The organism is Paenibacillus sp. FSL L8-0663 (assembly GCF_038008125.1).
Classification (GTDB): Bacteria; Bacillota; Bacilli; order Paenibacillales; family Paenibacillaceae; genus Paenibacillus; species Paenibacillus polymyxa_D.
In genome coordinates, this window is record NZ_JBBOYM010000001.1 from 3,267,580 (window position 1) to 3,294,069 (window position 26,490).

Below are 26,490 nucleotides of genomic sequence, written 5' to 3' on the forward strand. Positions count from 1 at the left end.
AAGCGATTGTACAGTGCGATAAATTGCTTTGCTGCCACTTTATTATGGGTCTCGACTTGAAAACCAACGCTGTTCGTCGGGTGTTTGTAACAGACAATGACTTGGGCGATCTGCTTAGGATCTGTTGGTTTGTGTACAGACAAATTAGCGTTGGATTGATGATTTAGCGTACCCAGTATTCCTCTTAGTAACTAATCTTCCGGAATTCGCATAACCTGAAGATGATGTTCACGAATACCACTTCCAATCCCACACATATCATGGTAGTTGCAGAATCACGTACGATATCACCTATTTTGGATAACATATTTATATTTTCTGGTGTTCGACTAGCATTTTCGTTCAATGTAATAATGATAAATTCATCTACTGCTTTTGTATTAGAACTGTACAAGCAATGCGATAGAACGAGAAGCATCATACAAACCATAGAGGTAAAGCTGCTTCAAGAGGGGCTAATCCATGTAAAATTTTGGTTCAGTGTAATGAATTTCACATCTTTCCGGGCCAACCTGTTCTACCATAGAAGAGTGATACGCCGTGCTGGGCAGACCACTTTGGTCGGGACGGTTACGTCTTGTTCTAAACTAGCTACACAGGCTGTCTGGCATGCGCGGCAAGTACGCCTTTATTTTGATTCGAAGCGGAGTGTCCAGATGTTGAATACCGAATTGGAATACCGTGAGCGCATCAGGAAGTTGGCCGTATGTATTGTCAAACACTACCGGGGAAAAGGACCGGACAACGTCAAGGTTTCACTGGATTCGCCGCTCCGGATTACGGTAGAAATTCGAGGTACATTGTCTAATCTGTCCGAAATTCTCGTTCATGAAGGGGCTGAGGACAAGGTCAGAGAATATTGGGACGTCCTTCGTCCCTATCTGGAAAAGGAGTTTATGAACGAAGCCGAAAAAACACTCGGCAGTCCCTTCACTTATACTTGGGAGGTCTGCCCCTCCGTCCATGGAGACGGACACATTATCATTACTCTAGAACTACAACACATACACCGGTTGGATTAGCGGGAAGGAGCCTTGTCTCCTCGCTCGCGGATAAGCCAGTACAGGATGCAGCGTAAAGCGGCATTTTTGTATTGGCTTTTTTTATGTTTCGAGTTTCATCTATTTCATATAAAAGAGGTGCTGCACTTATGGCAGACAAGGTATTGACCGTATGTCCCTACTGCGGGAGCGGTTGTCAGCTTCATTTGCTGGTGGAAAAAGGACAGGTAATTGGCGCAGAGCCGGCTGGTGGTCGTACGAATGAAGGAACGTTGTGTCTAAAAGGACACTACGGATGGGATTTTCTGAATGACCCGCAAATTCTGACTGCACGCTTGCGCAAGCCCATGATTCGCAAAAATGGAGTTATGGAGGAAGTGGAGTGGAAGGAAGCCATTCAATATACTGCCGAACGGCTGTCAGCAATTAAGGAAAAATACGGACCCGACTCCATTATGGGAACGGGCTCCGCACGTGGTCCGGGAAATGAGGCCAATTATGTCATGCAAAAGTTCATGCGGGCGGTCATTGGCACGAACAATATTGACCATTGCGCTCGTGTATGCCATGGCCCTTCTGTGGCAGGTTTGACTTACTCGCTCGGAGATGGAGCTATGTCCAACTCTATTCCTGAAATTGAACACTCTGATCTCATTTTCGTATTTGGATATAATGCACCCGAAACACATCCGATCGTCGCAAGACGCATTGTAGCTGCCAAGCAAAGAGGCGCCAAAATTATTGTATGCGATCCGCGCATGACCGAAACAGCTCGTATCTCGAATATGTGGCTACCCTTAAAGGGCGGTTCGAACATGGCTTTGGTGAACGCTTTTGGTCATGTACTTGTGCATGAAGGACTGTACGACAAACGATATGTGGAAGCAAACACCGAAGGCTTTGCCGAATATGTAGACAGCATTAAAAAATATACTCCCGAATATGCGGAAGGCATTACGGGGGTCAAGGCGGCCGATATCCGGGCGGCTATGAGGGAATATGCAAAGGCCCCTACCGCTACCATTTTGTACGGAATGGGCGTATGCCAATTTTCACAGGCCGTTGACGTAGTAAAAGGGCTCGCTTCCCTTGCACTGTTGACCGGAAATCTGGGCAAGCCGAATGTGGGTATCGGACCAGTACGGGGACAAAACAATGTACAGGGTTCCTGTGACATGGGTGCTTTACCGAATGTGTATCCTGGCTATCAGGATGTAACAGACACCACGGTTCGCAAAAAGTTTGAAAAAGCATGGGGTGTTGAGCTGCCGCGTAAAAAAGGATATCCACTTACGGAGGTACCACACCTCATCCTGAAGGAGAACAAGCTGAAAGCTTATTACATTTTCGGCGAAGACCCTGTACAAAGTGATCCGAACGCCGCCGAGTTGCGTGAAGCCCTAGACCAATTGGAATTTGTCGTGGTCCAGGATATTTTCATGAACAAAACAGCGCTGCATGCCGATGTCATCCTCCCTTCTACTGCCTGGGGCGAGCATGACGGTGTATATTCTTCGGCAGATCGGGGCTTTCAGCGCATCCGAAAGGCCGTCGAGCCACAGGGTGATGTAAAGCCAGACTGGGCCATTATTAGCGAGGTTGCTACCGCCATGGGCTACCCTATGTCCTATGCAAACACAGAGGAAATTTGGGATGAAATGCGTAGCCTCTGCCCATTATTCTCCGGTGCCAGCTACCAAAAAATGGAGCAGCAAGGCGGCGTGCAATGGCCCTGCCCTACTGAGGATCATCCAGGTACACCGTATTTGTATAAAGGAAATCAATTTTCGACACCTAGTGGCAAAGGCAGATTATTCGCCTGCGAATGGCGTCCGCCACAAGAACAACCGGATGCAAAATACCCGCTTGTCTTGTCTACAGTCCGTGAGGTAGGCCACTACTCCGTTCGTACCATGACTGGCAATTGCCGTGCGCTGCGCCAATTGTCTGATGAGCCTGGCTTTATTCAGATTAGCCCGGAAGACGGAGCAGATCTGAATATTCTGGATGGTGAAATTGTTGCCATATCCTCCCGCCGGGGACGCATCATGGCTCGGGCACAAATCAGTGACCGTGTGCAACAAGGTGCGACCTACATGACCTATCACTGGTGGGTTGGAGCATGCAACGAGCTGACCGCTGATTTTCTCGATCCGGTATCCAAAACCCCGGAATTAAAATACTGTGCCATCCGCCTGGAACGAATCGCCGACCAAGCTCAGGCCGAACGTGATGTACATGAATCGTACCAACAGATTCGCAAACAGATGAACGTCCAGGAAGCTGTTTTGGCTGATAAGGTGACAAGATGAGCGGCACAGGGAATATGATGCACCGTCCGACTGATACCCGGTCAGCTTCGATGAGTAGAATGGGAGCAGCCGGTAGAACAAGCGCTGTTGCTTCTTCTTTTGTAGTGGCAGACGCCGGGCAGTGCATCGGCTGCAAAGCCTGTGAACTGGCGTGCTTCGCCGTTCACAGTCAGGCTAACGGTATAGGAGCTTCGGTCGGAACCGTCAGCGTTCCTGTCATACCCAAGGTGTATGTTGTTCGTACAGGAGATACGTATGTGCCGGTGCAATGCCGGCATTGCGAAAATGCCCCCTGCGCACATGCCTGTCCGGTGCAGGCCATTCGTCAGGAGGACGGAGTCGTCATGATAGATGAGGATCGATGTATCGGCTGTACTTCCTGTGTTTTGGCCTGCCCCTTCGGGGCAATTGAGGTGTCTCCGGTCTACCGGGCCGGACACCTTGTGACGCAGTCCGGCCTGACTCACCGGGCAAATCGAGTGGCCCTTCCCCGCACCGCGGCAAGCAAATGCGATCTGTGCGCAGAAACAGAGAACGGACAGCCTGCATGTGTAGATGCCTGCCCGAATCATGTCCTACGGCTGGCCAAAGGTATATCCGACTCGCCTCCAGAGCCTCGGCGGGAAGTCTTTTTCCCACGCCTGTAAGGTCAAAATCAGCCGCAGAAAGGTAGAAAAACATGTCAACCACTATAGACAAGATCTCTTCACCTCCTTGTATGAAGACGACTGATTGCACAGACCCTGTCATTCATATTGACCCGACGCTCTGCACGGGATGCAGACGCTGTGCTGAGGTTTGTCCAGTAGATGCCATAGAGGGACTGCCTGGAGAACCGCAAACCATTAATGCAGACCGATGTGTTATTTGCGGTCAATGTGTACAAATATGCAGCGTATACGCATCTGACTGGGCAGGTTCATCTCCACAGGAAAGCGCCGCTAGACGGCTAGAGCGTATACAAGAACGCGATATGCCTGCCGACATCAGAGAGCCGCTATTCGCTGCCTATTATAGCTACAACTTGAATAAGGTAAGCGATATGATGACCAAACCTGGACAGTTTCGGATCGTCCAATGTGCTCCGGCCATTCGTGTTTCACTCGCGGAGGAATTCGGTATGCCGTTTGGCACCTTGACGCCTGGGAAAATGGCTGCTGCTTTGCGCCGCCTTGGTTTCGACCGGGTATATGACACCAACTTTGGAGCTGACGTGACCATCATGGAGGAAGGCACGGAATTGATTCGTCGCGTGACCGAAGGCGGTCCCTTGCCTATGTTCACATCCTGCTGTCCAGCATGGGTCCGATTTGCCGAGATTGAATATCCCGATCTGCTAGACCATCTATCCAGCTGCAAATCTCCGATGCAAATGTTAGGAGCGCTTATCAAATCTTATGGCGCACAACTGGACGAGGTGGAGCCTGCGAATATATACAGCGTTGCCATCATGCCATGTACTTGTAAACAATTTGAATGTGATCGTCCCGAAATGGAATCTGACGGTTACCGTGATGTAGATGAGGTACTGACCACGCGTGAACTTGCATACTGGATCAAGCAGAGCGGAATTGATTTTGCAAACCTGCCTGATGAAGAATTCGATTCACCGTTAGGGCAATATTCCGGTGCAGGCTCCATTTTTGGAGTCACTGGAGGAGTCATGGAAGCTGCCATCCGTACAGGTTACGAGCTGCTGACGAATGAAAAACTGCCGAAGCTCCAACTCGATTTTGTACGTGGTGAGGAAGGCATTCGAGTAGCTGAGGTTCAGGTAGGCAAGCTACAGCTCAAGGTAGCGGTCGTCGCCGGGCTACAGCATGCCTATCAGCTACTGGATCGTGTCCAGGCGGGCGAATGTGATTATCATTTTATTGAGGTGATGGGCTGCCCTGCCGGATGTATCAGTGGAGGGGGACAACCCAAGATTATGTTAGAAAAGCAACGAATTGAAGCTTATCGGGCACGTAAATCCTCCATCTATGGACATGATGCTGCACACCAGGTACGAAAATCGCATGAGAACCCTCACATCATTAAACTTTATGATGAATTTCTAGGTGAGCCCCTGGGCCATGTGTCGCATCATCTTCTGCACACGACCTTCCAACAACGGGGGCCCGGCAAGCAAAGCCGCAGTAGCACTATTTCTATCAATGGGGATACGGATTACTCCATTCATTAATACGTTAAGTTTTTTATGCTGTATACATTATATTTGTCGTTAGTTAGAGAGGAGTCGAATTGTATGAACCGTTTTGTTTTAGCTGATCCCGACCAGTGTATCGGATGTCGTACCTGTGAAATCGCATGTGTCATCGCACATTCAGCGGAGAACCCTTTTATCTCACCAGATGATGAGTTTCATTTTCACCCTCGTCTGAAGGTTATTAAATCATTTGGAGTCACTGCACCCGTTCAGTGTCGTCACTGTGAGGATGCCCCATGCGCTAACGCTTGTCCGAACGGCTCCATTACGAACGCAGATGGCTGCATTCTCATTAACAGTGAAAGCTGCATTGGCTGTAAAACCTGCATGATCGCCTGCCCTTACGGCGCGATTACCATGGTACCCGAGTATCGAAACGGGCAGCCTGTCGTTCAAGACGGACTGTACACCAATATGTCAGGCCGTTTGCAACCCAAAGAACGCATGATTGCCAGCAAATGTGATTTGTGCGAAGGTGTGGACGGCGGACCGGCCTGCATTGGTAAATGTCCAACACAAGCCCTCAAGCTGGTCGAGCCAGATCTGGTTCATGCCCGGGTTGAGGAAAAACGCGCTGCAAGTGCACGTCAGCTGCTGCATATGACACGCATTCCGGCAACAGGTCTATGACTGAAGGTTTCCCTCTACCTACAAATACGCGAACCGAGCGGGATGCGTTAGGAGAGATGGAAATTCCCGCAGACGCCTTTTACGGTATTCACACCGCACGCGCGATGAACAATTTTGCGGTCAGTGGCAGGCCTGTGAACCAAAACCTGATCCACGCTCTTGTGTTGGTAAAAAAAGTAGCCGCTCAAGTGAATGGTGAGCAGAAACGGCTTCCTGTCCAACGGGCCTCTGCCATTGTATATGCTTGTGATGAAATACTCGCCGGGAGACACCAACATATGTTTACCGTGGATGCTATGCAAGGCGGCGCAGGCACCAGTACCCATATGAATGTAAATGAGGTCATTGCTAATTTGGCCATCGTACAGCTAGGAGGCAGACCAGGGCAGTATGAAATTGTACATCCGCTGGATGATGTGAACTGCTGTCAGTCTACGAATGATGTCTATCCCACAGCGCTACGAATTGCAGCGATACGGCTGCTTCGGCCTTTATGTGACACAATGTCTTCGTTACAGGATGCTTTACAACACAAAGAAACAGAATATGCCGACCTACTCAAGCTAGGCCGCACTCAGCTAATAGATGCCCTGCCCATGATGGCCGGGCAGGGCTTTGGTGCCTATGCAAAGGCTATAGCGCGCGACCGCTGGCGTCTCTATAAGGCCGAAGAGCGGCTGCGGGAAATCCCTATTGGAGGCACGGCGATTGGCACAGGTATGAACGCGCCCCGCGCTTACAGCTATCGGATGGTCGAAAAACTGGCGGATGAGACCGGCTTTGGACTGAGTCGCAGCGACCACCCGATGGATCCGATTCAAAATATGGATGTCTTTGTGGAGGTGTCCGGTCTACTCAAAGCAGCCGCCGTGAATCTGTACAAAATATCTGGCGATTTTCGCCTACTGGCCTCTGGTCCTTTCGGTGGTATTGGCGAATACACGCTGCCTCCAGTTCAGACCGGATCCTCTATTATGCCTGGCAAGGTCAATCCGGTAATAGCTGAAATGGCAGGACTAACAGCCATGCGTGTGATAGCCGAAGATGCGGCTATCACTATGGCCGCTGCCTCGGGTCAGTTGGAGCTAAACGCATTCCTGCCGCTGATTGCCGAATCGTTGCTGGAATCGCTACATATTCTGAACAGCGCGGTTCGACTATTCGAAGAACGATGTGTGCGTGGCCTGATCGTGCGTGAAGAACGCTGTATTACAAATCTACGTAACTCAGCCGTGATGGCTTCTGCGCTGGTCGCGGAGCTTGGCTATGATGAGGCTGCCTCCATTGCATCGACGGCCATTGTGCAAGGTCGCACACCAGAGGATATTGCAGAAGATCGCGGCCTACTGACCCGTTCGCGGATTGACCAATTATGCCATCCCTATACAGTAACCAAGCCCGGAATTCCGGGGCAGGAAGAAGGAACTCACCATGGGAATGAATGATACCCCTCGTAGCAACCGACCACATATCGTTCTGCTTGGTCGCCGTAACGCAGGCAAATCCAGCATTCTGAACACCCTGACTGGTCAGCCCGTCGCAGTGGTATCTCCTGTAGGAGGAACGACCACGGACCCCGTTTTCAAACCGATGGAGCTGCTCCCAGCGGGTCCCATTGTTTTGGTGGATACCGCCGGACTGGACGATGAGGGTGAGATCGGAGAGCTGCGCCGCAACAAAACGCTAGAAATACTTAATAGTACAGACTTGGCTCTTCTCGTTATCGACGCCTCCGTTGGAGTCGGATCATTCGAGCATGAGCTACTCGAAAAGCTCCGTATCAAAAAGATTCCTGTTATTGGGGTATTGAATAAGATAGATACCCTTACAGAATCAGATAAAACGGCTACAAAACTGGCAACTGAACTGGATCTCACCTTGATTCCTTTCAGTGCATCTTTGCTCCGGGGAGACACGGAACTGAAAAAGGCTATCACGAATACACTTCCCCAAAACGAGGATCGTTTCCGTATCGTCGGTGACCTGTTGTCACCCGGCGATGTTGTTGTGCTGGTCGTTCCCATCGACAAAGCTGCACCAAAAGGCCGATTGATTCTGCCACAGCAGCAAACAATCCGCGATACACTAGAGAGCGATGCCATCGCCGTAGTGACCAAAGAACATGAACTACGATTGACGCTGGAGAGATTGGGACGCAATCCTCGCTTGGTTATTACTGATTCACAGGTTTTTATGAAAGTAGCGGCCGACACGCCCAAGGATGTGCCTCTCACCTCTTTTTCCATTCTATTTGCCCGTCATAAGGGCGATCTGGACGAACTGGTACGAGGTGCAAGAGCCATTGATCGCCTCAAGGATGGAGACCGCGTACTCATTGCCGAAGCCTGCACTCACCAATGCCAATCTGACGATATTGGCCGAGTGAAAATTCCCCGCTGGCTCCGCCAAACGATAGGCAAACGTCTTATCATCGAGCATGCATCCGGCTCCAGCTTCCCTGATGATCTGAGCGAATACGCACTGGTTATTCATTGCGGTGCATGCATGCTCAATCGGCGTACGATGCTTCATCGAATGTCGGAAACGAAAGCTGCCGGAGTGCCGATTGTGAACTATGGTATTTTCATCGCTTATGTACAGGGGGTCTTTCCCCGTGCTATTGAATGCTTCCCATCTGCTATGCTGGCATGGGAGCAAGCTGTAGAAGCCGGCAGTTATTCCTAAAAGACTTTATCTCGTCATTCATATTTTTTCCAGACACACAAAAGCAGCCGCGCTGATTTCAACGCGACTGCTTTTTATTTTCAAGTTCTATTATAAATCATGAGAATTTTCATTGCGTAAAATGATACTACGAATAATATAAATTGCTAAAAATACAAATCACGCTCGCCTGCTTCCAGTCGTTCCAGTCTGTCAAGTGTCAAACGGCGCGTCGATTCACGTGGTATACGCTCCAGATTCTCTCGCAGAGCGGCAGCCCCCAGTTCACGCGCCTCCTCGTCCCCATAATCAAGCAGATATTCTTGGAAGGTCAGCAGTGAATTCGGCTGGCACACATTATGAATTTGTCCTGATTTGGCAAGCTCCATGAAACGATCTCCAGTTCGCCCCTCGCGGTAGCAAGCTGTGCAGTAGCTCGGCATATATCCGCCACGGCACAGACTTTTAATAATTTCCGATGGTGAGCGATGATCCCCTACCTCAAATTGAGGCTTATCATCAGTTTCCTGTTTTGCATATGCCCCTACGCCTGTAGCTGAACCTGCACTAATCTGCGACACGCCTAGACCAATGACGCGGTCCCTATATTCCGGCTCCTCGCGCGTGGACAGGATCATACCAGCATAAGGGACAGCCAGTCGAAGAACGGATACAATTTTCATAAAATCCTCATCGTTGACCAGGTACGGATATCGCTCCAGATCTACATTTTCAGCCGGACGCAATCGTGGAACTGAAACCGTATGAGGGCCACAGCCAAAGGCTTCTTCCAAGTGCTCGGCATGTTTCAGCATCGCTACGGTCTCATAGCGGAAATCATACAAGCCGTACAACACACCGATCCCCACATCATCTATACCCGCACGCATGGCTCTGTCCATGGCGGTAGTATGCCAATCAAAGTCCCGCTTTGGTCCCTGTAGGTGGAATTTACGATAGCTTTCCCGATGATACGTTTCCTGAAATAAAATATACGTACCAATGCCCACCTCTGCCAGTTTCCGATAGTCCTCCTCGGTTGTGGATGCAATATTCACATTGATCCGCCGAATGCTGCCGTTATCCACCTTGACCTCATAGATCTGGCGCAGACAATCGACGATATAGTCAATGGGACAATGGACTGGGTCTTCTCCCGCTTCCAGCACGAGTCGCTTGTGTCCCAGTTCTTGAAGCACTCTAACCTCCTCCACCAATTCCTCCGGTGTCAGACGGCTACGAGTAAAGCTGTCATTGGTATGTTTATAACCACAATATTCGCAGTTATTCACGCAGTGGTTGCTTACATATAAAGGGGCGAACAACACAATCCGGTTGCCATAAATTTGCTCTTTGACTGCCCTCGAAGATTTGAACATCTCTTCCAATAATTCAGGATCATCCACATGCAAAAGAGCCGCCGCTTCACTCGCACTCAGTCCCCGGCAGGCTCTCCCCTTTTCTAAAATTTCTAAAATACGGTGTCGATCTGTTGCCTCTTGTTTCCCCTGCTCCACTGCTGCCATAATCTCTGCTTCATTAATAAAATCCGCCGACACTTTCTCCCGTACTCCACTCACGTATACCCATCTCCTTATTCATGGTTACTGCAATGTTTCCGTCATAGCCTCACAAAGTTTCCTGTCTCATAAGTTGTCGTTGCACCCTCAAACTATCACCGCGCCCCATATCGACTTCAAATCCCGCTCCACGAATCCGCAGTTCCAGGCAATGACGACATTGGGCAGACTCATCTCCCAAACATATTTTATTCTCATAAATCGCATACTTAGGCCTCACCGCCAGTGGCGACAAATTGGGCATCACCACATTTGCCCCTGCCTGAAGCGCCTTCTCCCTGCCTTGGGGATGAATCGTTCCCATTGCCGTGGACGCCGGAATAAGTGCATCTGGAACAACCAGTCGGGATAACGAAATAATATCGAGAGCCTTTTCCATGCTCCCCTGACTGGCATCCCGAAGCGGCGTGTTGCTATGCGGTAAAAAAGGACCAATCCCGATCATATCTGGTGACAGGCTATGCAGATAGACCAAATCGTCTGCTAATTCACTATTTGTTTGTCCTGGTAACCCCACCATACATCCGGCCCCGATCTGAAAGCCGATTCGTTGCAAAGCCAGCAGACGGCTGCGCCTGCTTTCCATTGTCATCGTCGGATGCAGCTTGGCGTACAAACGGGGGGAAGCTGTCTCATGCCGCAGCAAAAAACGGTCCGCGCCCGCCTCGTATAATTGCTCATAAGTTTCATCATCCCGTTCACCGATGGACAGTGTGACTGCCACATCCGCGAAACGGCTTTTAATTTCTCGAATCAATTTCGTCAGCCGGGCTGCTGTAAACCAGTAATCTTCCCCACTTTGCAGCACAAAGGTCCGATAGCCGAGTTCATAGCCCTCCGCACAACAGGCCAGAATTTCTTCCGGCTGCAAACGGTAACGATCTGCCTGTTTATTCGAAGCACGCAGCCCACAGTACATGCAGTCCTGACGACATATACTGGAGAATTCAATTAATCCCCGTAAAAAAACACCTTTGCCATAGCGCTCCAATTTGGTGCGAGCTGCCAGGTGCCTCAGTTGAGCCCGTAGCGTCGGCTCATCATCCAAACGTGTCAGCAACTCCATCATTTCCGTATGCGTCCATTCCTTGCCGTCAGCCAGACGCAGTAATAATTCGTCCGTGACTCATCCCTTCTTCCCTCGTCCATCCGGACTTCGCATCATCAGCGGCTTGTACCGTACATGTATTATTCTAGCAATATCGAAGAAGATGTAACGTGACTAGTTTCACAAAAAATCCCATTTTATAAAAACCTTCTTCAACTTCCGCCTCAAAAAATACACATTTAGCTCAACACACAAAAAAGCTGTCTCTTCCTCTAATGGAAGAAACAGCCCTTGTCGATGATTCTGCATATTACTGAATCAAATCAATTGCCTGCTGGGGTACAAAATAATCAACACCGTTAAATACAACTACACCGTTGAGCGTGGTATTTTTACCATTCAGCATAGCAATATTTTTGTATACCGGAAGCTCCAGCTTGTTACTGCCTTTGGTCACTGTAATGACTTTCGTATCCGCAGTAAACTTGGCTCCTTTAGCTTCAAAAGCGGCTTTTGCAGGAACAAAAAGCTGCTTGCTGACTGTATCCAAGTCCAGTCCAAGTACACGTGTCATATACTTATTTACATCCGTATTGTCGATTACACCGGATGGACGGTCTCCGTTCGGCGCGTACGTGTACAACACGACATCGCCTCCTGTATGTCCGCCTGTAGTCCAGCCAATATTCGCACGTTTGCTAATGATCGGTCCGACAGCATAGTTCATGCTGCCTTCTTTGGCATCTTTAATGGTTTTCACTTCTTCGTCTGTCAAATCGGTGATGCCAAAATACGTGGAAAGCACCTCTTTAATATTGCTGCGATCTGCATTCAGCTTGGCTTCCAAGCCTTCACCCGTCAGCTTCGCTTTTTTCAGCGGGTCTATAAAAGCAGCTAAAGGCGTTTTGTCATAATTGCTAGTTGTATCGCTGCTACCAATCGTCAATCCACCGTTTCCGTGGTCTGTCACTGCTACGACGACAGTATTTTGGTTTTGTTTGGCGTAATCCACAGCCACTTTCACCGCATCGTCAAATGAAAGCACGTCACTAATAATTCCGGTTGGATCATTTGCATGGGCGGCCCAATCCACTTTACTGCCTTCTACCATTAAGAAGAAGCCTTTATCGTTTTTGGACAACACATCAATGGCTTTCGATGTCATTTCCGCCAGACTAGGTTCCTTGGATGCATCGCGATCCAGGTTATACGCAAGGGCTTCGGGAGAAAAGCTGCCCCAGAGCTTGCTGGAGGTCGATTTTTTCAACCCTTCAGGTGTCGTGACAAAGTCATAACCCTGGTCTTTAATTTGGGCTACCAAATCTTGGCCATCTTTACGCCCTGCTGCCTCCAAAAACTTGCCGCCTCCACCTAACACTACGTCAACCCCGTTGTAGGCTTGCTGCATGCTGAGTGCATCATAATTTTTACGATCAGGATAATGTGCGGTAAAATCAGCTGGTGTCGCATGCATAATCTCGGAAGTCGCAATAATTCCGGTCGATTTTCCTGCCAGCTTGGAAGCCTCAAGAATGGAAGCTACAGGCTTTTTGGCGTCACCCCCTGCAATGGGTTGTTGTCCAGGCATTGTCGCCTCATCAGGAAGGACACCCACATACCCAGTATGAGATTTATGTCCTGTGGCAAAAGCAGTACCCGCTGGAGCAGAATCGGCAATTGGAGCATCCGCAGAATGCGTACGCACCATGCCGCTTGCCATGCTGTCTAACGTTAAGGAGGATCCTTTGTACCATCTAGCCAGTGCAGTGGCGTCATTAGCCATACCGTCTGGAATCAAAATAATTACGTTTTTAATCGACGTGTCCTTTTCGACTGCCATCGCCGTCCCACCGCTTACTGCTAGCATCATCGTCGCTACGAGTGCAGCCACCGATTTTTTCGTATGTAGCCCCCAACATTTTAGCATTCATTTTCCTCCCAGATCTTTTTTGTACAACCAGAACTAAGATTAATTATGTTTTATCAGGAGAATGTTAAAGGAATTCATTATCTATATTAAAAGACGATATTTGTGACAAAACGCTTCATCTATATAATACTTGTGACACATGAGATTCGTCAGGACTGGGCATTTAATTTTATTATTGTATAATCAGTCTATGATGTAATAGGAAAAGTTTATAAGATAAGGAGCATGAAATTCGATGGAATTCAGACAGCTTCAGTACACCCTGCAAATTGCAGCGGAAAAAAACTTCTCACGCGCAGCAGAAAAACTGCATATTGCTCAGCCTTCTTTGAGCCAACAATTGTCCAAACTTGAAAAAGAACTTGGGGTACTTTTATTTCAACGCAACACCAGCACGGTGGAATTAACACATGCAGGAGCAAGCTTTGTAGAAAAGGCAAAAAAAATAGTTGATGCAGTCGAGCAGCTCCGGCAGGAAATGGACGATATTTCTCAGCTGCGAAAAGGGAAGGTCGTCGTTGGCAGTATGCCTATCACAGGCTCCCATTTGCTGCCGCATGTGCTGCCTGTATTCAAGAGGGCTCATCCAGACATTGAAATCGTGTTAGTCGAAGATTCATCCATGAATCTGGAGAAAAAAACGGCAAGTGGCGATACAGATCTCAGCCTGCTCTCTCTTCCCTTAGTAGAACCTACACTTTCTTATGTCCCCATCGGTGAAGAATGGATTGATCTCGCTGTTCCTCCGGGTCATCCCCTAGCCCTGCGTAAAAATGGTACCCAGCCGCTGCCAGTGCATATGGAAGAACTGAAAGACGAGCCTTTTGTCGTCCTGAAAAAAGGGCAAGGCTTTCGCAAGCTGACGATGGATCTATGTCATCAAGCAGGCTTTGAACCCAATGTGGTGTTTGAAAGCACTAATATGGAGACCCTTCAATCGCTCGTAGCGACAGGTATGGGCGTGACACTCGTCCCACGTTTTATCGCACGGGCCGCCAGTAGCGAGTTTGTTCCAGCATTGCTGCCACTCGCCGAACCTACTCCCAGCCGTACCCTGGCCATTGCTTACCGGAACGGACGTTATTTGTCTAAAGCTGCCGAAGCTTTTATTGATACCTTCCGAGAAACGGTCGAGCAACTTTCTCAAAAGTAGCCTCGAACGTGAAAAGGACCGTCTTCCTCCCCAGCCCAAGCCAGAGAGGAAGACGGTCCTGGGGCTTCGCCCCTATACTTTCAATACTGCAATTAGATCACGGGTTCGATTACACTGTTGCGATGTTGCTTCCATCTGTCTTCAACGAACCACATTTCATGTTCATTTGAAATTCATGTCAGCCTCGCCTGATTACTCTACGCTTGCTCGGAAACTCCACTTTATCCATCCCGCATCACTTCTTTCCTTAAGGTCTCTAGTCTTGGTATCCAAGAATGTCCTACCTCAGTTCCAATGTGCTGTGTGATCCCAAAGTGTCTGTCCTCGCCTTGTTGTGATCAGGGTCTCCCTAGATGTGGTGGACTTTTGTCCTGATCATAGCCCATTTCATAGTTGTTTCCGACAACCTGTCTATTTAAGCCTCTCGGCCGTGACAGGCCATCCCTATTCGCCAGTTCGGATCTACTTTGGTTATCCATCGTTATCAACCTCCTGGTGTCGGGATACTATTATAATACACCTATAGGCTGTATCTGAAACAGGTATCATAAAAAACTTTTTTATGATCGAGAAGAACCAAATGCTTGCTGTACCTCGGCTTCACTCACTTGTGTTTTAAAGACCAATTTCGAAGGATCTTGAGGTGAATAAATGACCTCTATAATGCTTCCTTGCTGCAGCTTGGATAGTTGGGAAGAAAAAACATCCTTTTGCGTGGTTACATTAAAGGTATCGCCGTTGCTTTTCGTTACACTCAGCGTAAATTGAAGCTTAATTTTATCGGATCCCGCTTCACCCATGGGTGTAACATCCAGCACCTTTGCATATGCCTGCTCACCGGTTTTGGCAATTTCCATCAGCTCGGGCGATACGCCCTGCTTGACCATTTGCTCATTCATTAACGCTTGCAAATCCATCTGCGACACCTGCCCTTTCAGGTCAAGTCCTACTTTCTTTTTGTCTTTCTCCGATATTACGAGTGGAATGATCGAGCCTGGCTGAAATTGAGCCATGGAAGTTAAAGGAATAATCGTCGTCAAAGCAGTATCATATTTGTCTTCTCCCTGTTTGGTTACGGTCAACCCAAGTTTTACCTGCGGCTGATTGTTTACATAAGTCCCTGTTTGCTGAACACTAGTAATGATCCCTACCCCAGGAGCACCCTTCTTGACTTTACCCCCTCCGAAAAACGCACCTATAATACCAGGTAGAAATATAAGCGCAAAGCCTGTATAAATTAACGGCCGATACCACGGAGCATCCATAATCAAAAATGGATCATTCCATAAGTAGTTAGCCAAGAATGGTGAGAAGCCTACACCAAACACTAGAAGTACCCCGATCATACTCAAAAATCCTTTCATCCTTCAAAACCCCTTTTCAATCATCTGTTTAAAATATATGTCAGCAAGATAGGGTGAAACACCTCATTCATTTTACGCTGTCACCAGACCCATATAGATCAGCTCTGATGGATTTTTCGGGTTGCTTCCCAGACCCACCGTATCTCCAGGCCGCGGGATTTGCAGCTTGGATACGAGCGTTTCCAACGTTTTTTGGTATCGATTGCCGTTAATTTCTGTCACATCTAGCACTAGCACTACGATCGGATCAAAATTCACGAGCTTCCCGGTATCTGTTACCGAAATAATAACCGCAGTCGCTGCCATCGCCAAACCACCGTTAGCCGCTGTTTGAGCTTGTCTTGCCGAATTTAGGCTTTGGTTGATCTGTTCCCGATGCTCTTTGGGTACTAGACCTTTCATAAATAATCCTGACAGGCCTTTATTCATCAGTTGGTCTGCTTGTTCTATCGCATCCTGCTGTTTTTTCTTTTTACCGAAAAAGTTCATCATGTGGTTGCACCTCGTATTTTGTATTGTCGTACCTTATGAATTCAGTATAGAAGACGGTTCCTGACATCACAATACGTTTTGGCACATACAAAAAAACCGGAAAAACAGGAGCTTCAACCTGTATTTTGTCGGTTTATTTTTGAACTTTGGCACGGTTCGCACAAAATTTTGCACACTTCCGAGTATTCTTTCGAACGATCTATCCGATAGTTTTGTGAAAAGCGAATGATTTCTGACTATTTTTTTCTTAAAAGGTAGACCAGTTTACGATAATACGCAGATGATTCTTTATAACGACGACTGTCCTCGGACACCACAGCCAGCGTTTCATATAACTGTTCAAGCCGCGCTGGATGCTGAAGAGCTTCAAAATAAGGCAAGCATTGCAAGGCATGCATCCAAAAGGCGTCCTGATTTCCCTGAGCAAGCGCAAACTGGCTTTCATAAAAATCAAGCCCCATTTGCTGATCTGTTGTCAGATTGGTTTGGCGAAGCTGATCCAAATGCTGTGAGAGAAGGCCCCAATTTTTCCGCACAAACGCAATCTCACAACGATATATCAGCGTAACGGGCAGCATCATCTGCTGCATTTCCTCCCGCTCCCGACTCACCAGCGCTTCAAAACGCCCTACTTCCTCCAATGCCTTGTCCAGCTCTCCAATCGATGTCAGCATAATAATCCGGTTGTTCAGGATGGTCGTGAGCATATCTGCCGCATTTTCCAAATAGACTAGATTGGCCTCAGCCATAGACAGCGTTAACAGTGCTTCCTGTACAGAACCCATGGCAAAACAATATCCGCTGTAAGCTACATACAGGCCCGTCAAACGGTGAAAAAGCCGATCATCATACACCCTTCGCATCGTCTGCTCGAATACCTGCTTCGCCTGATCAAATTGCTTAACCTGAATGCAGGCCTCCATCATAATGTTTTGCGCATTGAGCCAGTTTTCCGTCCCCTCTTCCACCAATCGGATTAACTGCGTAACGTTATTCAGCACATCATAATAATGATTTTTAGAGCGGAGATACTGGATTTTATAAAATAAAATTGCTTTTTTTAGCGGTGCGGGCAGCTCCACCTCATCCGAACGACCAAACTTCTCCAAATAAAAATTCAAATAGGTTTGATGTAAATATTCATAGGCCGTTGGGTCATTTAATTGCTGGTAATAAACGGCCTTCATCAAATAAGTCGTCATTTCCACTACCAGTGAATCGTTGCGATCCTCCAGCTGATCCACATAGCCTTCCGTGGCAGGATTAGCCAGCTTGGACAGCTCTGTAAAAATCTTATCCGCTGTAGCCAGCGTTTCCTCATCCTCTGCCGCTGCACGTAAGAGGTACGATGGGTTTACACCTAAACGCCCAGCAATTTGCTCAGCCAGATCCTCTGCTAACGGGTAACGGTCGGCCAGTATATTCGCAAAATGTGCAGGTGTCACCAGCCCGTCTACCAGCTCTTTACGGGACAGGTTTTTCTTTTTACACAAAAATTCAATGCGTTCCTTAAGCATGGAGTATTCCTTTCTACACTGATTATCGGTCATACAGTGAGGGACGCCGATCTTCAAACACCGGAATACGACCACGCACGTCCTGCACCAAGGCAGACTCAATCGTTCCTGTGAGAATCTCCTCCTGCTCTCCGCCCTCAGCAATGATTTCTCCCCATGGATCAATAATAAGTGAATGCCCGAAGAAATCAGTTTCTCCGCTGCGACCTACCCGGTTACAAGCAATGACATACATTTGATTTTCTATAGCACGTGCGGTCAGCAAGGTGCGCCAGTGATGCAGCCGAGGATGAGGCCATTCTGCGGGTACGATCAGCAAATTCGCGCCCGACAGAGCCAAACTGCGGGCTAGTTCAGGAAACCGGATATCATAGCAGATCGACGCACCTGCCTGAATCCCATCATCCAGTGCGAATAAAACCTTTTCTTCGCCAGGCTGCAAATATTTTTCTTCATCCATAAGTCGGAATAGATGAATTTTGGAATACGAAGCAACCTCTCTGCCTGTTCGGTCAAAAACAAGCATCGTATTATACACATGACCGTCGCTTTTTTTCTCTGCGATCGACCCAGCTACTACGTTCACTTGGTGGGTGGCAGCGAATGCTGCTATCCATGCCCGGGTCTCCGTTCCTTCCTTGTCCGCCAGCTCATGAATGCGCTCCAAGGCATAGCCTGTGTTCCACATTTCTGGCAGGACAATCAGATCCGGCCTCAGTTCGGCTTTCATCGCTTGTTCCATTAAAGCTCGGATATGACTGCGGTTTTCCGGGGGATTTCCTATCTCTATGTGAGCTTGTATGAGTGCAACACTGAACGGCTGAGCTTCCTGATACGTCAAAATCCTTCATCCTCCTTGTGAGCCGGAGCTTCTCGTGACCCATTGTCCGGTATTTTCTCCCATCATAGCCCGATCAGTCTGGATTACGCAACCATGCAAGCTTAATTCCCCCTATACAGCTCGGTAAAATCGTGATAGATTATTTCTTAAACTATTCCAAAAGGTCGTGTACATGGATGACTCATTTTTCTATTCCTTCCTCTGACGTCATGAAACAGTTACCCACTCAATTTTTTGCCACACTTGTACAAAATGTAAACCGTGAAATCGCGGCGGGGCATGATGTCATTAATCTCGGACAGGGGAACCCCGATACCCCCACTCCTTCTCATATTGTAAAAGCTTTGCAGGAATCAGCAGATAACCCGCTATATCATAAATATTCGCCATTTCGCGGTTATAGCTTTCTCAAGGAAGCCGTTGCCCAGCGCTATCAGGAGGATTACGGTGTAACGCTCAATCCTGAAACCGAGGTCGCCATCCTGTTTGGCGGGAAAACAGGCTTGGTTCAGCTACCGCAAGTTTTACTCAATCCCGGCGATATGTGTCTCGTCCCTGATCCCGGTTATCCGGACTACTGGTCAGGTGTAGCCTTGGCTAAAGCGGAAATGTCTTTTCTGTCATTAAAGGAAGAGAATCGTTTTCTGCCCGACTATGAAGCCATTTCCGCGGAAGACCGCCGCCGCGCTAAGCTAATGTTCCTTAACTATCCGAATAATCCTACCTCGGCTACTGCTCCACTTTCCTTTTACGAGGATACGGTTGAATTCGCGCAACGTAACGGCATTGTGGTTGCCAGTGATTTTGCCTATGGCGCTATTGGATTTGATGGCGAACGTCCGGTAAGCTTCCTACAGGCTAAGGGTGCTAAAGACGTGGGGATTGAGTTCTATACCTTGTCCAAAACGTACAATATGGCGGGCTGGCGTGTTGGTTTCGCGCTCGGTAATGCCGAAATCATCTCGATGATTAACCTGCTGCAGGATCATATTTATGTAAGCTTGTTTGGCGGCATTCAGTCAGCGGCTGCGACAGCCTTAACGGCCTCGCAGAACTGCGTAAGCGAGCTGGTTGCCCGTTATGAATCGCGCCGTAACGCTTTTTATGATGCACTTGGGCAAATCGGCTGGAAGGCGACACGCCCAAGCGGCTCCTTTTTCAGTTGGTTGCCTGTGCCGCAGGGCTATACTTCTACTTCTTTTGCTGATCTGTTGTTGCGGGAAGCCAAGGTGGCTGTCGCTCCAGGGATCGGCTTCGGGAGTGGCGGCGAAGGATATGTGCGAGCGGGGCTGCTGAGCTCAGAAGCTCGACTGACCGAGGCGGCTGATCGAATTGGCAAGCTAAACCTGTTTGGTTAATCCGTATTTTCCAGCTACAACTTCTTTGCCAAACCTGGTCTTTTCGTGGTATTCTGTATCCAATATCATTTAGCGCGTTGAAGGGACTATTAAGAGAGACCCGGTCCTGTTCAGAGAGTAAATTCCGATAGGCTGCAAGAATTTACCTGGACTCTCTCCCAACTCCTATCCCCGAGCGCCCTGCGCAATCAGGCGGCCCCTGCCGTTAACAGGTTTCAAGTGGGATGATCATGAATCATCAATGAAGGTGGTACCGCGGAAGCACAAACTTTCGTCCTTTGCATACAAAGGATGGAAGTTTTTTTGCATTAAAAAGAGTAAAATTAAGGAAGTGGACGTCATGTCAACACGTATCGTCATTAAAATCGGTAGCAGCTCTCTAACTGGAGTGGAAGGTGGCTTGAATCGGGAAGCCATCGCTTACTTTGCCCGGGAAATCAGCTTGCTTCGTGCAAAAGGTTATGAAGTGCTGCTGGTTACATCAGGCGCAGTAGCCGCCGGATTCAGAGAGATTGGGTACCCGTTTCGCCCTAAGCTGCTACATGAAAAGCAGGCGGCAGCGGCTGTTGGCCAAGCTCTTCTCATGCAGGCCTATGAGCAGGCTTTTAAAGATTTTGACCTAGTGATCGCGCAGGTTCTGCTTACCCGTAGTGACTTTTTGATCCGCAAACGGATGAACAATGCCGGAATGACCGTAGAAGAATTGCTGCGCCAGCAGGTTATCCCGATCTTTAACGAAAATGACACGGTATCAATTGACGAATTGAAATTCGGCGATAACGATATGCTGTCCGCGCTGGTTGCCAATCTGGTCAAAGCTCAGCATCTGATTATCATTACGGACACCGATGGCGTATATACGGCAGATCCGCGCAAGCATCCGAATGCCGTACGTTTTGAACGTATCGAAGAAATTACAGAGGAGATTTATGCATTAGCTGGAGGTTCTGGATCGTCTGTAGGTACTGGCGGCATGCGATCCAAGATCGAAGCTGCCAAAGTCGCTACACGCGGCGGTGTGCCTGTATATGTGGGACGTGTAAGCGCGAATGGCGATCTAGACGCAGCCGTTGAAGGACACGGACCGGGAACATATTTTGACACTCACCTCTCTTCACTTCCGATGAAAAAACAATGGCTTGGATTTATGTCCACCCCTCTGGGCGCGGTGCATGTAGACGAAGGGGCCGAGGACGCGCTGGTTCACGGAGGACACAGTCTACTTCCGGTTGGCGTACGACGTGTCGAGGGCAGCTTTCATGCCGGAGATGTCGTTGAGGTGCTCGGACCGGAAAATAAAGTGTTAGGACGCGGCATCGTCAATTATGACGATGAACAGCTTCGAATGGTACAAGGATTACCGAGCGGTGAGGTTGTGGGCAAAATTGGTCCCATTCACCGGCTTGAGGTGATTCACAGGGATGAATGGATTACATTATGTATGTAGGGAGGCCGTAACATGAGTGATTTAACGACAAACACAGCTACAACCGAGGAGAATCAGTTTAGCGAAGTACGAACCAAAGCGAATCTTGCCAAAAAAAGTGCCGGGGTCATGAATCGCCTGACTACAGCACAGAAAAACGAAGCATTGCTTGCTATGGCTGAAGCTCTAGTAAACCATACTGAAGAGCTGATTGCAGCAAACCATAATGACCTGAAACATGGACGGGAATTGGGAACATCGGAATCGCTGCTCGACCGCCTCACGCTGACCGAGGACCGAATCGGGGCAATTGCCGAAGGATTACGCCAAATTGTGGCACTACCTGACCCGGTCGGCGACACCCTTGAGCAAATTGAACGTCCAAACGGTCTGCGAATTGAGAAGATACGTGTGCCGCTGGGTGTCATCGGCATCATATATGAAGCGCGTCCAAATGTAACCGTGGATGCCGCGGGCCTGTGCTTGAAAACAGGTAATCCGGTTGTGCTACGCGGTGGTTCGGCCGCCCTCTTCTCCAACCGCAAGATTATCGAAGTACTCCAGCAGGCATTAGACGCAACAGCTGTGCCACGCGAGGCACTTCAACTTATTGAAGATTCAGACCGTGCCTCGGTCAACGAAATGCTCACCTTGAACGGCTTGCTGGATGTAATTATTCCACGTGGCGGGCGTTCACTCATTCAAAATGTTGTTCAGAACGCTACCGTACCTGTCATCGAAACCGGAGCAGGTGTGTGCCATACCTTTTTGGACGCTACAGCGGATGCAGCAATGGCCGAAGCGATTACACTGAATGCCAAGGTGCAAAGACCGTCCGTGTGTAACTCGATGGAAACACTGCTCGTACACTCGGATTATGCAAAAGCACACTTAACAGGATTGGCAGAACGCTTTCGTGATGCGGGGGTCGAGCTACGCGGCTGCGCACGCACACGAGAATTGGCTCCTTGGGCTGTTCCTGCCACAGAAGAGGACTATGGCACCGAGTATAATGATTACATTATGAACGTCAAGGTCGTGGACAATTTGGACGAAGTACTGGAGCACATTGCCCGTTACGGTACGATGCATTCTGAGTGTATTGTCACCGAGGACCAAGCCCATGTCGAGCGTTTTCTGCAAGAAGTGGACGCGGCAGCCGTGTACCACAATGCCTCTACCCGCTTCACGGATGGCTTTGAGTTCGGGTTTGGTGCCGAGATCGGAATCAGCACACAAAAATTACATGCCCGTGGTCCAATGGGATTGCCTGCCTTGACTTCAACCAAATATCGCGTGTACGGTACTGGACAAATCAGGGAATAATAACAAAAATCAATCCGTATCCTTGGAGGTTATGAATCTATGTGTGAATCACAAACGAAAGTTTTAATTAACGAGCAAATTACGTTTTTCGGGGCAGGATCAATGGCAGAGGCTATTATTCGTGGAATGACGGCTCGTTCTGTCGTTAAACGTAGTGGTATTACCGTTATCAACCGCAGTAATCAGGCTCGTCTTGAGGAACTCCAAAAGCAATATGGAGTCTTGTACCAAACCGAGGATGCCGCCAAAACCGAGCTTCTGCGTCGTTCTCCAGTCATTGTGCTTGCCATGAAGCCCAAGGATGCTGCACAAGCACTTGGACAGCTCGGCCCACTTCTGTCTGATGAGCAGCTGATCATATCGGTCATCGCTGGATTGTCCATTCGTACGATGCAAACCTTACTGGGTCGCAAGCAGCCGATCGCACGGACGATGCCCAATACATCCAGCTCGATTGGGCTGGGAGCTACAGGCATTAGCTTTTCCAAAGAGATCAGCGAAAACCAGCGTAAAAATGTGCTTACGATGTTCGAATCTGTAGGTACGGTGACGGTTATAGAGGAAGAGAAAATGGATGTTTTGACCGGGATATCTGGAAGCGGCCCTGCCTATGTCTACTATCTGATGGAAGCCATGATTGCCGGGGGAATTCGTGGTGGCTTGACCCCTGAGCAAGCGCACGAACTAACGGTGCAAACCGCGCTTGGAGCGGCACGCATGGTACAGCAAACCGGAGAGGAGCCTTCTGCCCTTCGCCACAAAATCATGTCTCCTAATGGCTCTACGGTAGCTGCATTGGAAATGCTGGACAAAGGTGACTTCTATGAAACGGTGATTGCGGCGGTGCAGCGGTGCGCTGAACGATCCCGCGAGATGGGAGCTGTACTCAAGGAGGGAATTGAATGAGCTATTGCTTGGCGACCTACCGGGTATACGATGACAAAGCCGATTTTAACCAAAAGGCCCAATCTATTGCCATCGGCATGACGGTGGGCAGCTGGACTGAGCTCCCGCAAGCCAAACGGGACGCGATGCAAAAGCATCTTGGCTCGGTTCATTCTGTGGATATTCACGATGGAGGTCCTGGTGAACGGTACGCCGACCTGACCATCGCTTACCCGGATGTCAACTTCAGCCGGGATATTCCCGCACTGCTGGTCACAGTCTTCGGCAAAATTTCGATGGACGGCCGAATTAAACTAACGAAGCTGGGTTTCTCGGAAGCCTTCCGCTCTGCTTTTCCCGGACCGAAATTCGGTATCAGCGGCTTGCGCGAGCAGCTCGGCGTGCATGATCGCCCTCTGCTCATGAGCATTTTCAAATCTGTGATTGGCCTCAATTTGGACGAACTTCGTGAACAGTTTACCCGGCAGGCTCTCGGCGGTGTCGATCTGATCAAGGATGACGAGATCTTGTTTGAAAATGCGCTGACACCAATTGAGAAACGAGTCGAAGCCTGCATCAAAGCTGCCGAAGCGGCTGAGCGCGAAACCGGTAAAAAGCTGCTGTATGCGGCTAATTTAACGGGGCCGACCTCGCAGCTTAAGACGCAAGCTCTCAAGGCCATCGACGCGGGTGCCAACGCGTTACTGTTTAACGTGTTGGCCTACGGTTACGATGTGCTGCATGAACTTAGCAGCGATCCCGCCGTCTCGGTGCCAATTGCTGCTCATCCTTCGTTGGCGGGAGCTGCTTATCCGTCGCCACATTATGGTATATCGGCGTCCGTTCTACTTGGTCAGCTTATGCGGCTGGCTGGCGCTGACCTCGTCCTCTTCCCTTCTCCCTACGGCTCAGTGACGATGCCGCGTGAGGAAAACATGGCGATCCGCGATGAACTGATCACCCCTGATCTACCGCTGAAGGCCAGCATGCCTGTCCCTTCCGCAGGGATTCACCCGGGCCTCGTGCCGTTAATTGTACGTGACTTTGGTACTGACGTTGTTGTCAACGCCGGGGGTGGGATTCACGGCCATCCGCTAGGTACAGAAGCCGGTGGGCGCGCCTTTGTGCAGGCGATTGAAGCCGTACAGCAGAATGTCCCGCTGGCAGAATACGCCCGTACTCACCCCGAGCTGCAATCTGCGCTTGACATATGGGGAGGTGAACGATGAGCACAGCAAAGAAGCCCGTCATTTTTTGCGATTTTGACGGGACAATTACGAACAGCGATAATATTGTCGCCATTATGAAGCATTTTCAGCCTGCAGGCTGTGAGCCCATCATGCATCAGATCGTAAATGGGCATACATCCATTCGTGAAGGCGTAGGTGCGATGTTCGCCTTGATGCCTTCGGAGCAAAAGGGCGAAATTATCTCATATGTACTTGGACAAGCTGGTATACGCGAGGGCTTTGCACGCTTTTTGGACTATGTACGGGAGCATCAGATTGAATTTTTCGTTACCAGCGGCGGCATTGATTTTTTTATTGATCCATTGCTAAAACCATTCGATATTCCACACGACCACATCTATTGCAACAAAGCAGATTTTTCCGAGGAGCGCATCCAGATTACGTGGCCGCATCCATGTGAGGAGCCGTGTACAAATGACTGCGGCATGTGTAAAACGACTGTGATTCGTCAATACCCTTCCGAACAATATGAACGGATTTTGATCGGCGACAGCCTAACCGATTTTGAAGGAGCTAAAATTGCCAATCTTGTGTACTCACGTTCGCATCTGACTTTAAAGTGTCAAGAACTTGGCGTACCACATGTCCCCTTTGAAACATTTGATGACATTATCGAGGATTTAAAGCAAAAACAGGGGGTACTGTAATGAGTTTTAACTTGGCAGACATTTCATTCGAGGAAAAACGCCGTTCGTTGGAAGAACTCGCTGATGTCAAGGAGCTATTCGCCTCTCGTAACTGGTTCCCAGGCACAAGCGGCAATCTGTCGATCCGAATCGGTGATTTTCATCCTGAACAATTTTATTTTGCAGTTACCGCCAGCGGCAAAGATAAAACCAAACGCACTCCTGAGGATTTTCTGTTCGTAGACCAATACGGAAAAGCAGCAGAAGCCACAAACCTCAAGCCAAGTGCAGAGACGCTCATCCATTGCGAAATTTACCGCCTGACAGGCTGTGGAGCAGTTTTTCATGTGCATACCGTGTTTAACAATCTGATTTCCGAATATTATGGTGAGCAAAGCGCTGTACCTATCCAAGGTATTGAGCTGATCAAGGCTTTTAACATTTGGGAAGAAAATGCTGCGATTGATATTCCTGTGCTGCCTAATTACGCGGATATTGCCTCGATTGCCAGGCTGGTGTCTGGTGTACTGAATGATCAGGTGCCTGGAATTTTATTGCGTAACCACGGCATTTATGCGTGGGGCCGTGATGTATTTGAGGCTAAAAAGCATTTGGAGGCGTTTGAATTTTTGTTTGAAACGACGTATCGCTCCCTGCTGCTGAAAACTTTGAAGTAAATAAACTCATAAGTCTCAAAGATGTGTATCATTATTAGTAAAAGCGGTTATTGAATATCGAGAACGGGGCCTGAGCGAAAAGCACGGTACGTTCTCTTTTTTATTAAAAAAGTTTCCTATCCTAGTGGTGACATAAAATCTTAGTTGAGGTGATATGGCTCTTCGGGTAAAAAATACGACAAATCATTGCAATTAATTTTT

The 26,490-nt window shown here is 48.8% G+C and carries 23 protein-coding genes; 15 read left to right on the forward strand and 8 right to left on the reverse strand.

The features are described 5' to 3' along the window. Nucleotides 1-485: 485 nt before the first annotated feature. The 7 genes from MKY75_RS14050 to hydF all read left to right on the forward strand — a co-directional run bounded on the left by MKY75_RS14050 (nt 486) and on the right by hydF (nt 8,837). Nucleotides 486-1,022 (forward strand): hypothetical protein, encoded by a 537-nt coding sequence (locus MKY75_RS14050; RefSeq protein WP_230585033.1) that lies wholly within the window; start codon nt 486-488, stop codon nt 1,020-1,022. 128 nt (nt 1,023-1,150) lie between these two features. Continuing rightward, nucleotides 1,151-3,313: a formate dehydrogenase subunit alpha gene (fdhF, locus tag MKY75_RS14055; RefSeq protein ID WP_029517400.1), complete on the forward strand. Its 2,163-nt coding sequence runs from the start codon at nt 1,151-1,153 to the stop codon at nt 3,311-3,313. After that, complete coding sequence (locus MKY75_RS14060; RefSeq protein WP_340885696.1) at nt 3,310-3,960, forward strand: 4Fe-4S dicluster domain-containing protein; 651 nt, start codon at nt 3,310-3,312, stop codon at nt 3,958-3,960. The genes fdhF and MKY75_RS14060 overlap by 4 nt, the downstream gene beginning before the upstream one ends. A 32-nt stretch (nt 3,961-3,992) precedes the next feature. Beyond that, nucleotides 3,993-5,498 (forward strand): [FeFe] hydrogenase, group A, encoded by a 1,506-nt coding sequence (locus tag MKY75_RS14065; protein WP_340885698.1) that lies wholly within the window; start codon nt 3,993-3,995, stop codon nt 5,496-5,498. A 63-nt stretch (nt 5,499-5,561) separates the two neighbouring features. After that, entirely contained in the window at nt 5,562-6,152 is a 591-nt protein-coding gene (locus MKY75_RS14070) for a 4Fe-4S dicluster domain-containing protein (protein ID WP_013310648.1), read from the forward strand. Next, complete coding sequence (locus tag MKY75_RS14075; RefSeq protein WP_340885702.1) at nt 6,149-7,597, forward strand: aspartate ammonia-lyase; 1,449 nt, start codon at nt 6,149-6,151, stop codon at nt 7,595-7,597. Before MKY75_RS14070 ends, MKY75_RS14075 begins: the two co-directional genes overlap by 4 nt. Further along, nucleotides 7,584-8,837 (forward strand): [FeFe] hydrogenase H-cluster maturation GTPase HydF, encoded by a 1,254-nt coding sequence (gene hydF, locus MKY75_RS14080; RefSeq protein ID WP_340885705.1) that lies wholly within the window; start codon nt 7,584-7,586, stop codon nt 8,835-8,837. The genes MKY75_RS14075 and hydF overlap by 14 nt, the downstream gene beginning before the upstream one ends. A gap of 146 nt (nt 8,838-8,983) precedes the next feature. Here the strand turns inward: hydF and hydG are convergent, their stop codons facing one another. The 3 genes from hydG to MKY75_RS14095 all read right to left on the reverse strand — a co-directional run bounded on the left by hydG (nt 8,984) and on the right by MKY75_RS14095 (nt 13,371). After that, entirely contained in the window at nt 8,984-10,396 is a 1,413-nt protein-coding gene (gene hydG / locus MKY75_RS14085) for a [FeFe] hydrogenase H-cluster radical SAM maturase HydG (RefSeq protein ID WP_013310651.1), read from the reverse strand. A gap of 49 nt (nt 10,397-10,445) precedes the next feature. Beyond that, nucleotides 10,446-11,498 (reverse strand): [FeFe] hydrogenase H-cluster radical SAM maturase HydE, encoded by a 1,053-nt coding sequence (hydE, locus tag MKY75_RS14090; RefSeq protein WP_257791715.1) that lies wholly within the window; start codon nt 11,496-11,498, stop codon nt 10,446-10,448. Nucleotides 11,499-11,754: 256 nt separating this feature from the next. After that, a complete protein-coding gene (locus tag MKY75_RS14095; RefSeq protein WP_165146853.1) occupies nt 11,755-13,371 on the reverse strand; it encodes an alkaline phosphatase in 1,617 nt (538 codons plus the stop codon). Between the two features lie 238 nt (nt 13,372-13,609). Between MKY75_RS14095 and MKY75_RS14100 the strand changes: the two genes are divergently transcribed. Beyond that, nucleotides 13,610-14,527, forward strand: coding sequence for a LysR family transcriptional regulator (locus tag MKY75_RS14100; protein WP_029517394.1), 918 nt, complete (start codon nt 13,610-13,612; stop codon nt 14,525-14,527). Nucleotides 14,528-14,865: 338 nt separating this feature from the next. On the opposite strand, the gene MKY75_RS14105 is transcribed toward MKY75_RS14100, so the two are convergent. The 5 genes from MKY75_RS14105 to MKY75_RS14125 all read right to left on the reverse strand — a co-directional run bounded on the left by MKY75_RS14105 (nt 14,866) and on the right by MKY75_RS14125 (nt 18,741). Continuing rightward, complete coding sequence (locus MKY75_RS14105) at nt 14,866-15,006, reverse strand: hypothetical protein (protein ID WP_165082404.1); 141 nt, start codon at nt 15,004-15,006, stop codon at nt 14,866-14,868. A gap of 81 nt (nt 15,007-15,087) precedes the next feature. Then, the gene (locus tag MKY75_RS14110) at nt 15,088-15,891 is read right to left on the reverse strand and encodes a hypothetical protein (protein WP_165146856.1); all 804 of its coding nucleotides are present in this window, start codon (nt 15,889-15,891) and stop codon (nt 15,088-15,090) included. Between the two features lie 72 nt (nt 15,892-15,963). Further along, nucleotides 15,964-16,383 (reverse strand): hypothetical protein, encoded by a 420-nt coding sequence (locus tag MKY75_RS14115; RefSeq protein ID WP_029517392.1) that lies wholly within the window; start codon nt 16,381-16,383, stop codon nt 15,964-15,966. 236 nt (nt 16,384-16,619) lie between these two features. Then, nucleotides 16,620-17,900 carry a helix-turn-helix domain-containing protein gene (locus MKY75_RS14120; protein WP_340885708.1) on the reverse strand — a complete coding sequence of 427 codons (1,281 nt, stop codon included), beginning with the start codon at nt 17,898-17,900 and terminating at the stop codon, nt 16,620-16,622. 22 nt (nt 17,901-17,922) lie between these two features. Beyond that, nucleotides 17,923-18,741, reverse strand: coding sequence for a carbon-nitrogen family hydrolase (locus MKY75_RS14125; RefSeq protein WP_069011519.1), 819 nt, complete (start codon nt 18,739-18,741; stop codon nt 17,923-17,925). Between the two features lie 176 nt (nt 18,742-18,917). Between MKY75_RS14125 and MKY75_RS14130 the strand changes: the two genes are divergently transcribed. The 7 genes from MKY75_RS14130 to MKY75_RS14160 all read left to right on the forward strand — a co-directional run bounded on the left by MKY75_RS14130 (nt 18,918) and on the right by MKY75_RS14160 (nt 26,289). After that, nucleotides 18,918-20,099: a pyridoxal phosphate-dependent aminotransferase gene (locus tag MKY75_RS14130; protein WP_029517389.1), complete on the forward strand. Its 1,182-nt coding sequence runs from the start codon at nt 18,918-18,920 to the stop codon at nt 20,097-20,099. 241 nt (nt 20,100-20,340) lie between these two features. Then, a complete protein-coding gene (gene proB, locus MKY75_RS14135) occupies nt 20,341-21,546 on the forward strand; it encodes a glutamate 5-kinase (RefSeq protein ID WP_069011518.1) in 1,206 nt (401 codons plus the stop codon). Between the two features lie 12 nt (nt 21,547-21,558). After that, nucleotides 21,559-22,851 (forward strand): glutamate-5-semialdehyde dehydrogenase, encoded by a 1,293-nt coding sequence (locus MKY75_RS14140; protein WP_039271142.1) that lies wholly within the window; start codon nt 21,559-21,561, stop codon nt 22,849-22,851. 39 nt (nt 22,852-22,890) lie between these two features. After that, complete coding sequence (proC, locus tag MKY75_RS14145; protein ID WP_029517386.1) at nt 22,891-23,757, forward strand: pyrroline-5-carboxylate reductase; 867 nt, start codon at nt 22,891-22,893, stop codon at nt 23,755-23,757. After that, nucleotides 23,754-24,965 carry a 2,3-diketo-5-methylthiopentyl-1-phosphate enolase gene (locus tag MKY75_RS14150; RefSeq protein WP_165146885.1) on the forward strand — a complete coding sequence of 404 codons (1,212 nt, stop codon included), beginning with the start codon at nt 23,754-23,756 and terminating at the stop codon, nt 24,963-24,965. The genes proC and MKY75_RS14150 overlap by 4 nt, the downstream gene beginning before the upstream one ends. After that, entirely contained in the window at nt 24,962-25,633 is a 672-nt protein-coding gene (locus MKY75_RS14155; RefSeq protein WP_340885711.1) for a 2-hydroxy-3-keto-5-methylthiopentenyl-1-phosphate phosphatase, read from the forward strand. The genes MKY75_RS14150 and MKY75_RS14155 overlap by 4 nt, the downstream gene beginning before the upstream one ends. Beyond that, a complete protein-coding gene (locus MKY75_RS14160) occupies nt 25,633-26,289 on the forward strand; it encodes a methylthioribulose 1-phosphate dehydratase (RefSeq protein ID WP_165146907.1) in 657 nt (218 codons plus the stop codon). Before MKY75_RS14155 ends, MKY75_RS14160 begins: the two co-directional genes overlap by 1 nt. Nucleotides 26,290-26,490 lie beyond the last annotated feature (201 nt).

Coding starts and splice junctions, on each gene's coding strand:
- fdhF (WP_029517400.1), top strand. CDS start 1,151: ATGGCAGACAAGGTATTGACCGTATGTCCCTACTGCGGGAGCGGTTGT.
- MKY75_RS14075 (WP_340885702.1), top strand. CDS start 6,149: ATGACTGAAGGTTTCCCTCTACCTACAAATACGCGAACCGAGCGGGAT.
- hydF (WP_340885705.1), top strand. CDS start 7,584: ATGGGAATGAATGATACCCCTCGTAGCAACCGACCACATATCGTTCTG.
- MKY75_RS14140 (WP_039271142.1), top strand. CDS start 21,559: ATGAGTGATTTAACGACAAACACAGCTACAACCGAGGAGAATCAGTTT.
- MKY75_RS14050 (WP_230585033.1), top strand. CDS start 486: ATGAATTTCACATCTTTCCGGGCCAACCTGTTCTACCATAGAAGAGTG.
- MKY75_RS14095 (WP_165146853.1), bottom strand. CDS start 13,371: ATGCTAAAATGTTGGGGGCTACATACGAAAAAATCGGTGGCTGCACTC.
- MKY75_RS14155 (WP_340885711.1), top strand. CDS start 24,962: ATGAGCACAGCAAAGAAGCCCGTCATTTTTTGCGATTTTGACGGGACA.
- MKY75_RS14120 (WP_340885708.1), bottom strand. CDS start 17,900: ATGCTTAAGGAACGCATTGAATTTTTGTGTAAAAAGAAAAACCTGTCC.
- MKY75_RS14070 (WP_013310648.1), top strand. CDS start 5,562: ATGAACCGTTTTGTTTTAGCTGATCCCGACCAGTGTATCGGATGTCGT.
- proC (WP_029517386.1), top strand. CDS start 22,891: ATGTGTGAATCACAAACGAAAGTTTTAATTAACGAGCAAATTACGTTT.
- MKY75_RS14110 (WP_165146856.1), bottom strand. CDS start 15,891: ATGAAAGGATTTTTGAGTATGATCGGGGTACTTCTAGTGTTTGGTGTA.
- MKY75_RS14160 (WP_165146907.1), top strand. CDS start 25,633: ATGAGTTTTAACTTGGCAGACATTTCATTCGAGGAAAAACGCCGTTCG.
- MKY75_RS14130 (WP_029517389.1), top strand. CDS start 18,918: ATGACTCATTTTTCTATTCCTTCCTCTGACGTCATGAAACAGTTACCC.
- proB (WP_069011518.1), top strand. CDS start 20,341: ATGAAGGTGGTACCGCGGAAGCACAAACTTTCGTCCTTTGCATACAAA.
- MKY75_RS14065 (WP_340885698.1), top strand. CDS start 3,993: ATGTCAACCACTATAGACAAGATCTCTTCACCTCCTTGTATGAAGACG.
- MKY75_RS14105 (WP_165082404.1), bottom strand. CDS start 15,006: ATGGATAACCAAAGTAGATCCGAACTGGCGAATAGGGATGGCCTGTCA.
- MKY75_RS14150 (WP_165146885.1), top strand. CDS start 23,754: ATGAGCTATTGCTTGGCGACCTACCGGGTATACGATGACAAAGCCGAT.
- MKY75_RS14100 (WP_029517394.1), top strand. CDS start 13,610: ATGGAATTCAGACAGCTTCAGTACACCCTGCAAATTGCAGCGGAAAAA.
- MKY75_RS14115 (WP_029517392.1), bottom strand. CDS start 16,383: ATGATGAACTTTTTCGGTAAAAAGAAAAAACAGCAGGATGCGATAGAA.
- MKY75_RS14060 (WP_340885696.1), top strand. CDS start 3,310: ATGAGCGGCACAGGGAATATGATGCACCGTCCGACTGATACCCGGTCA.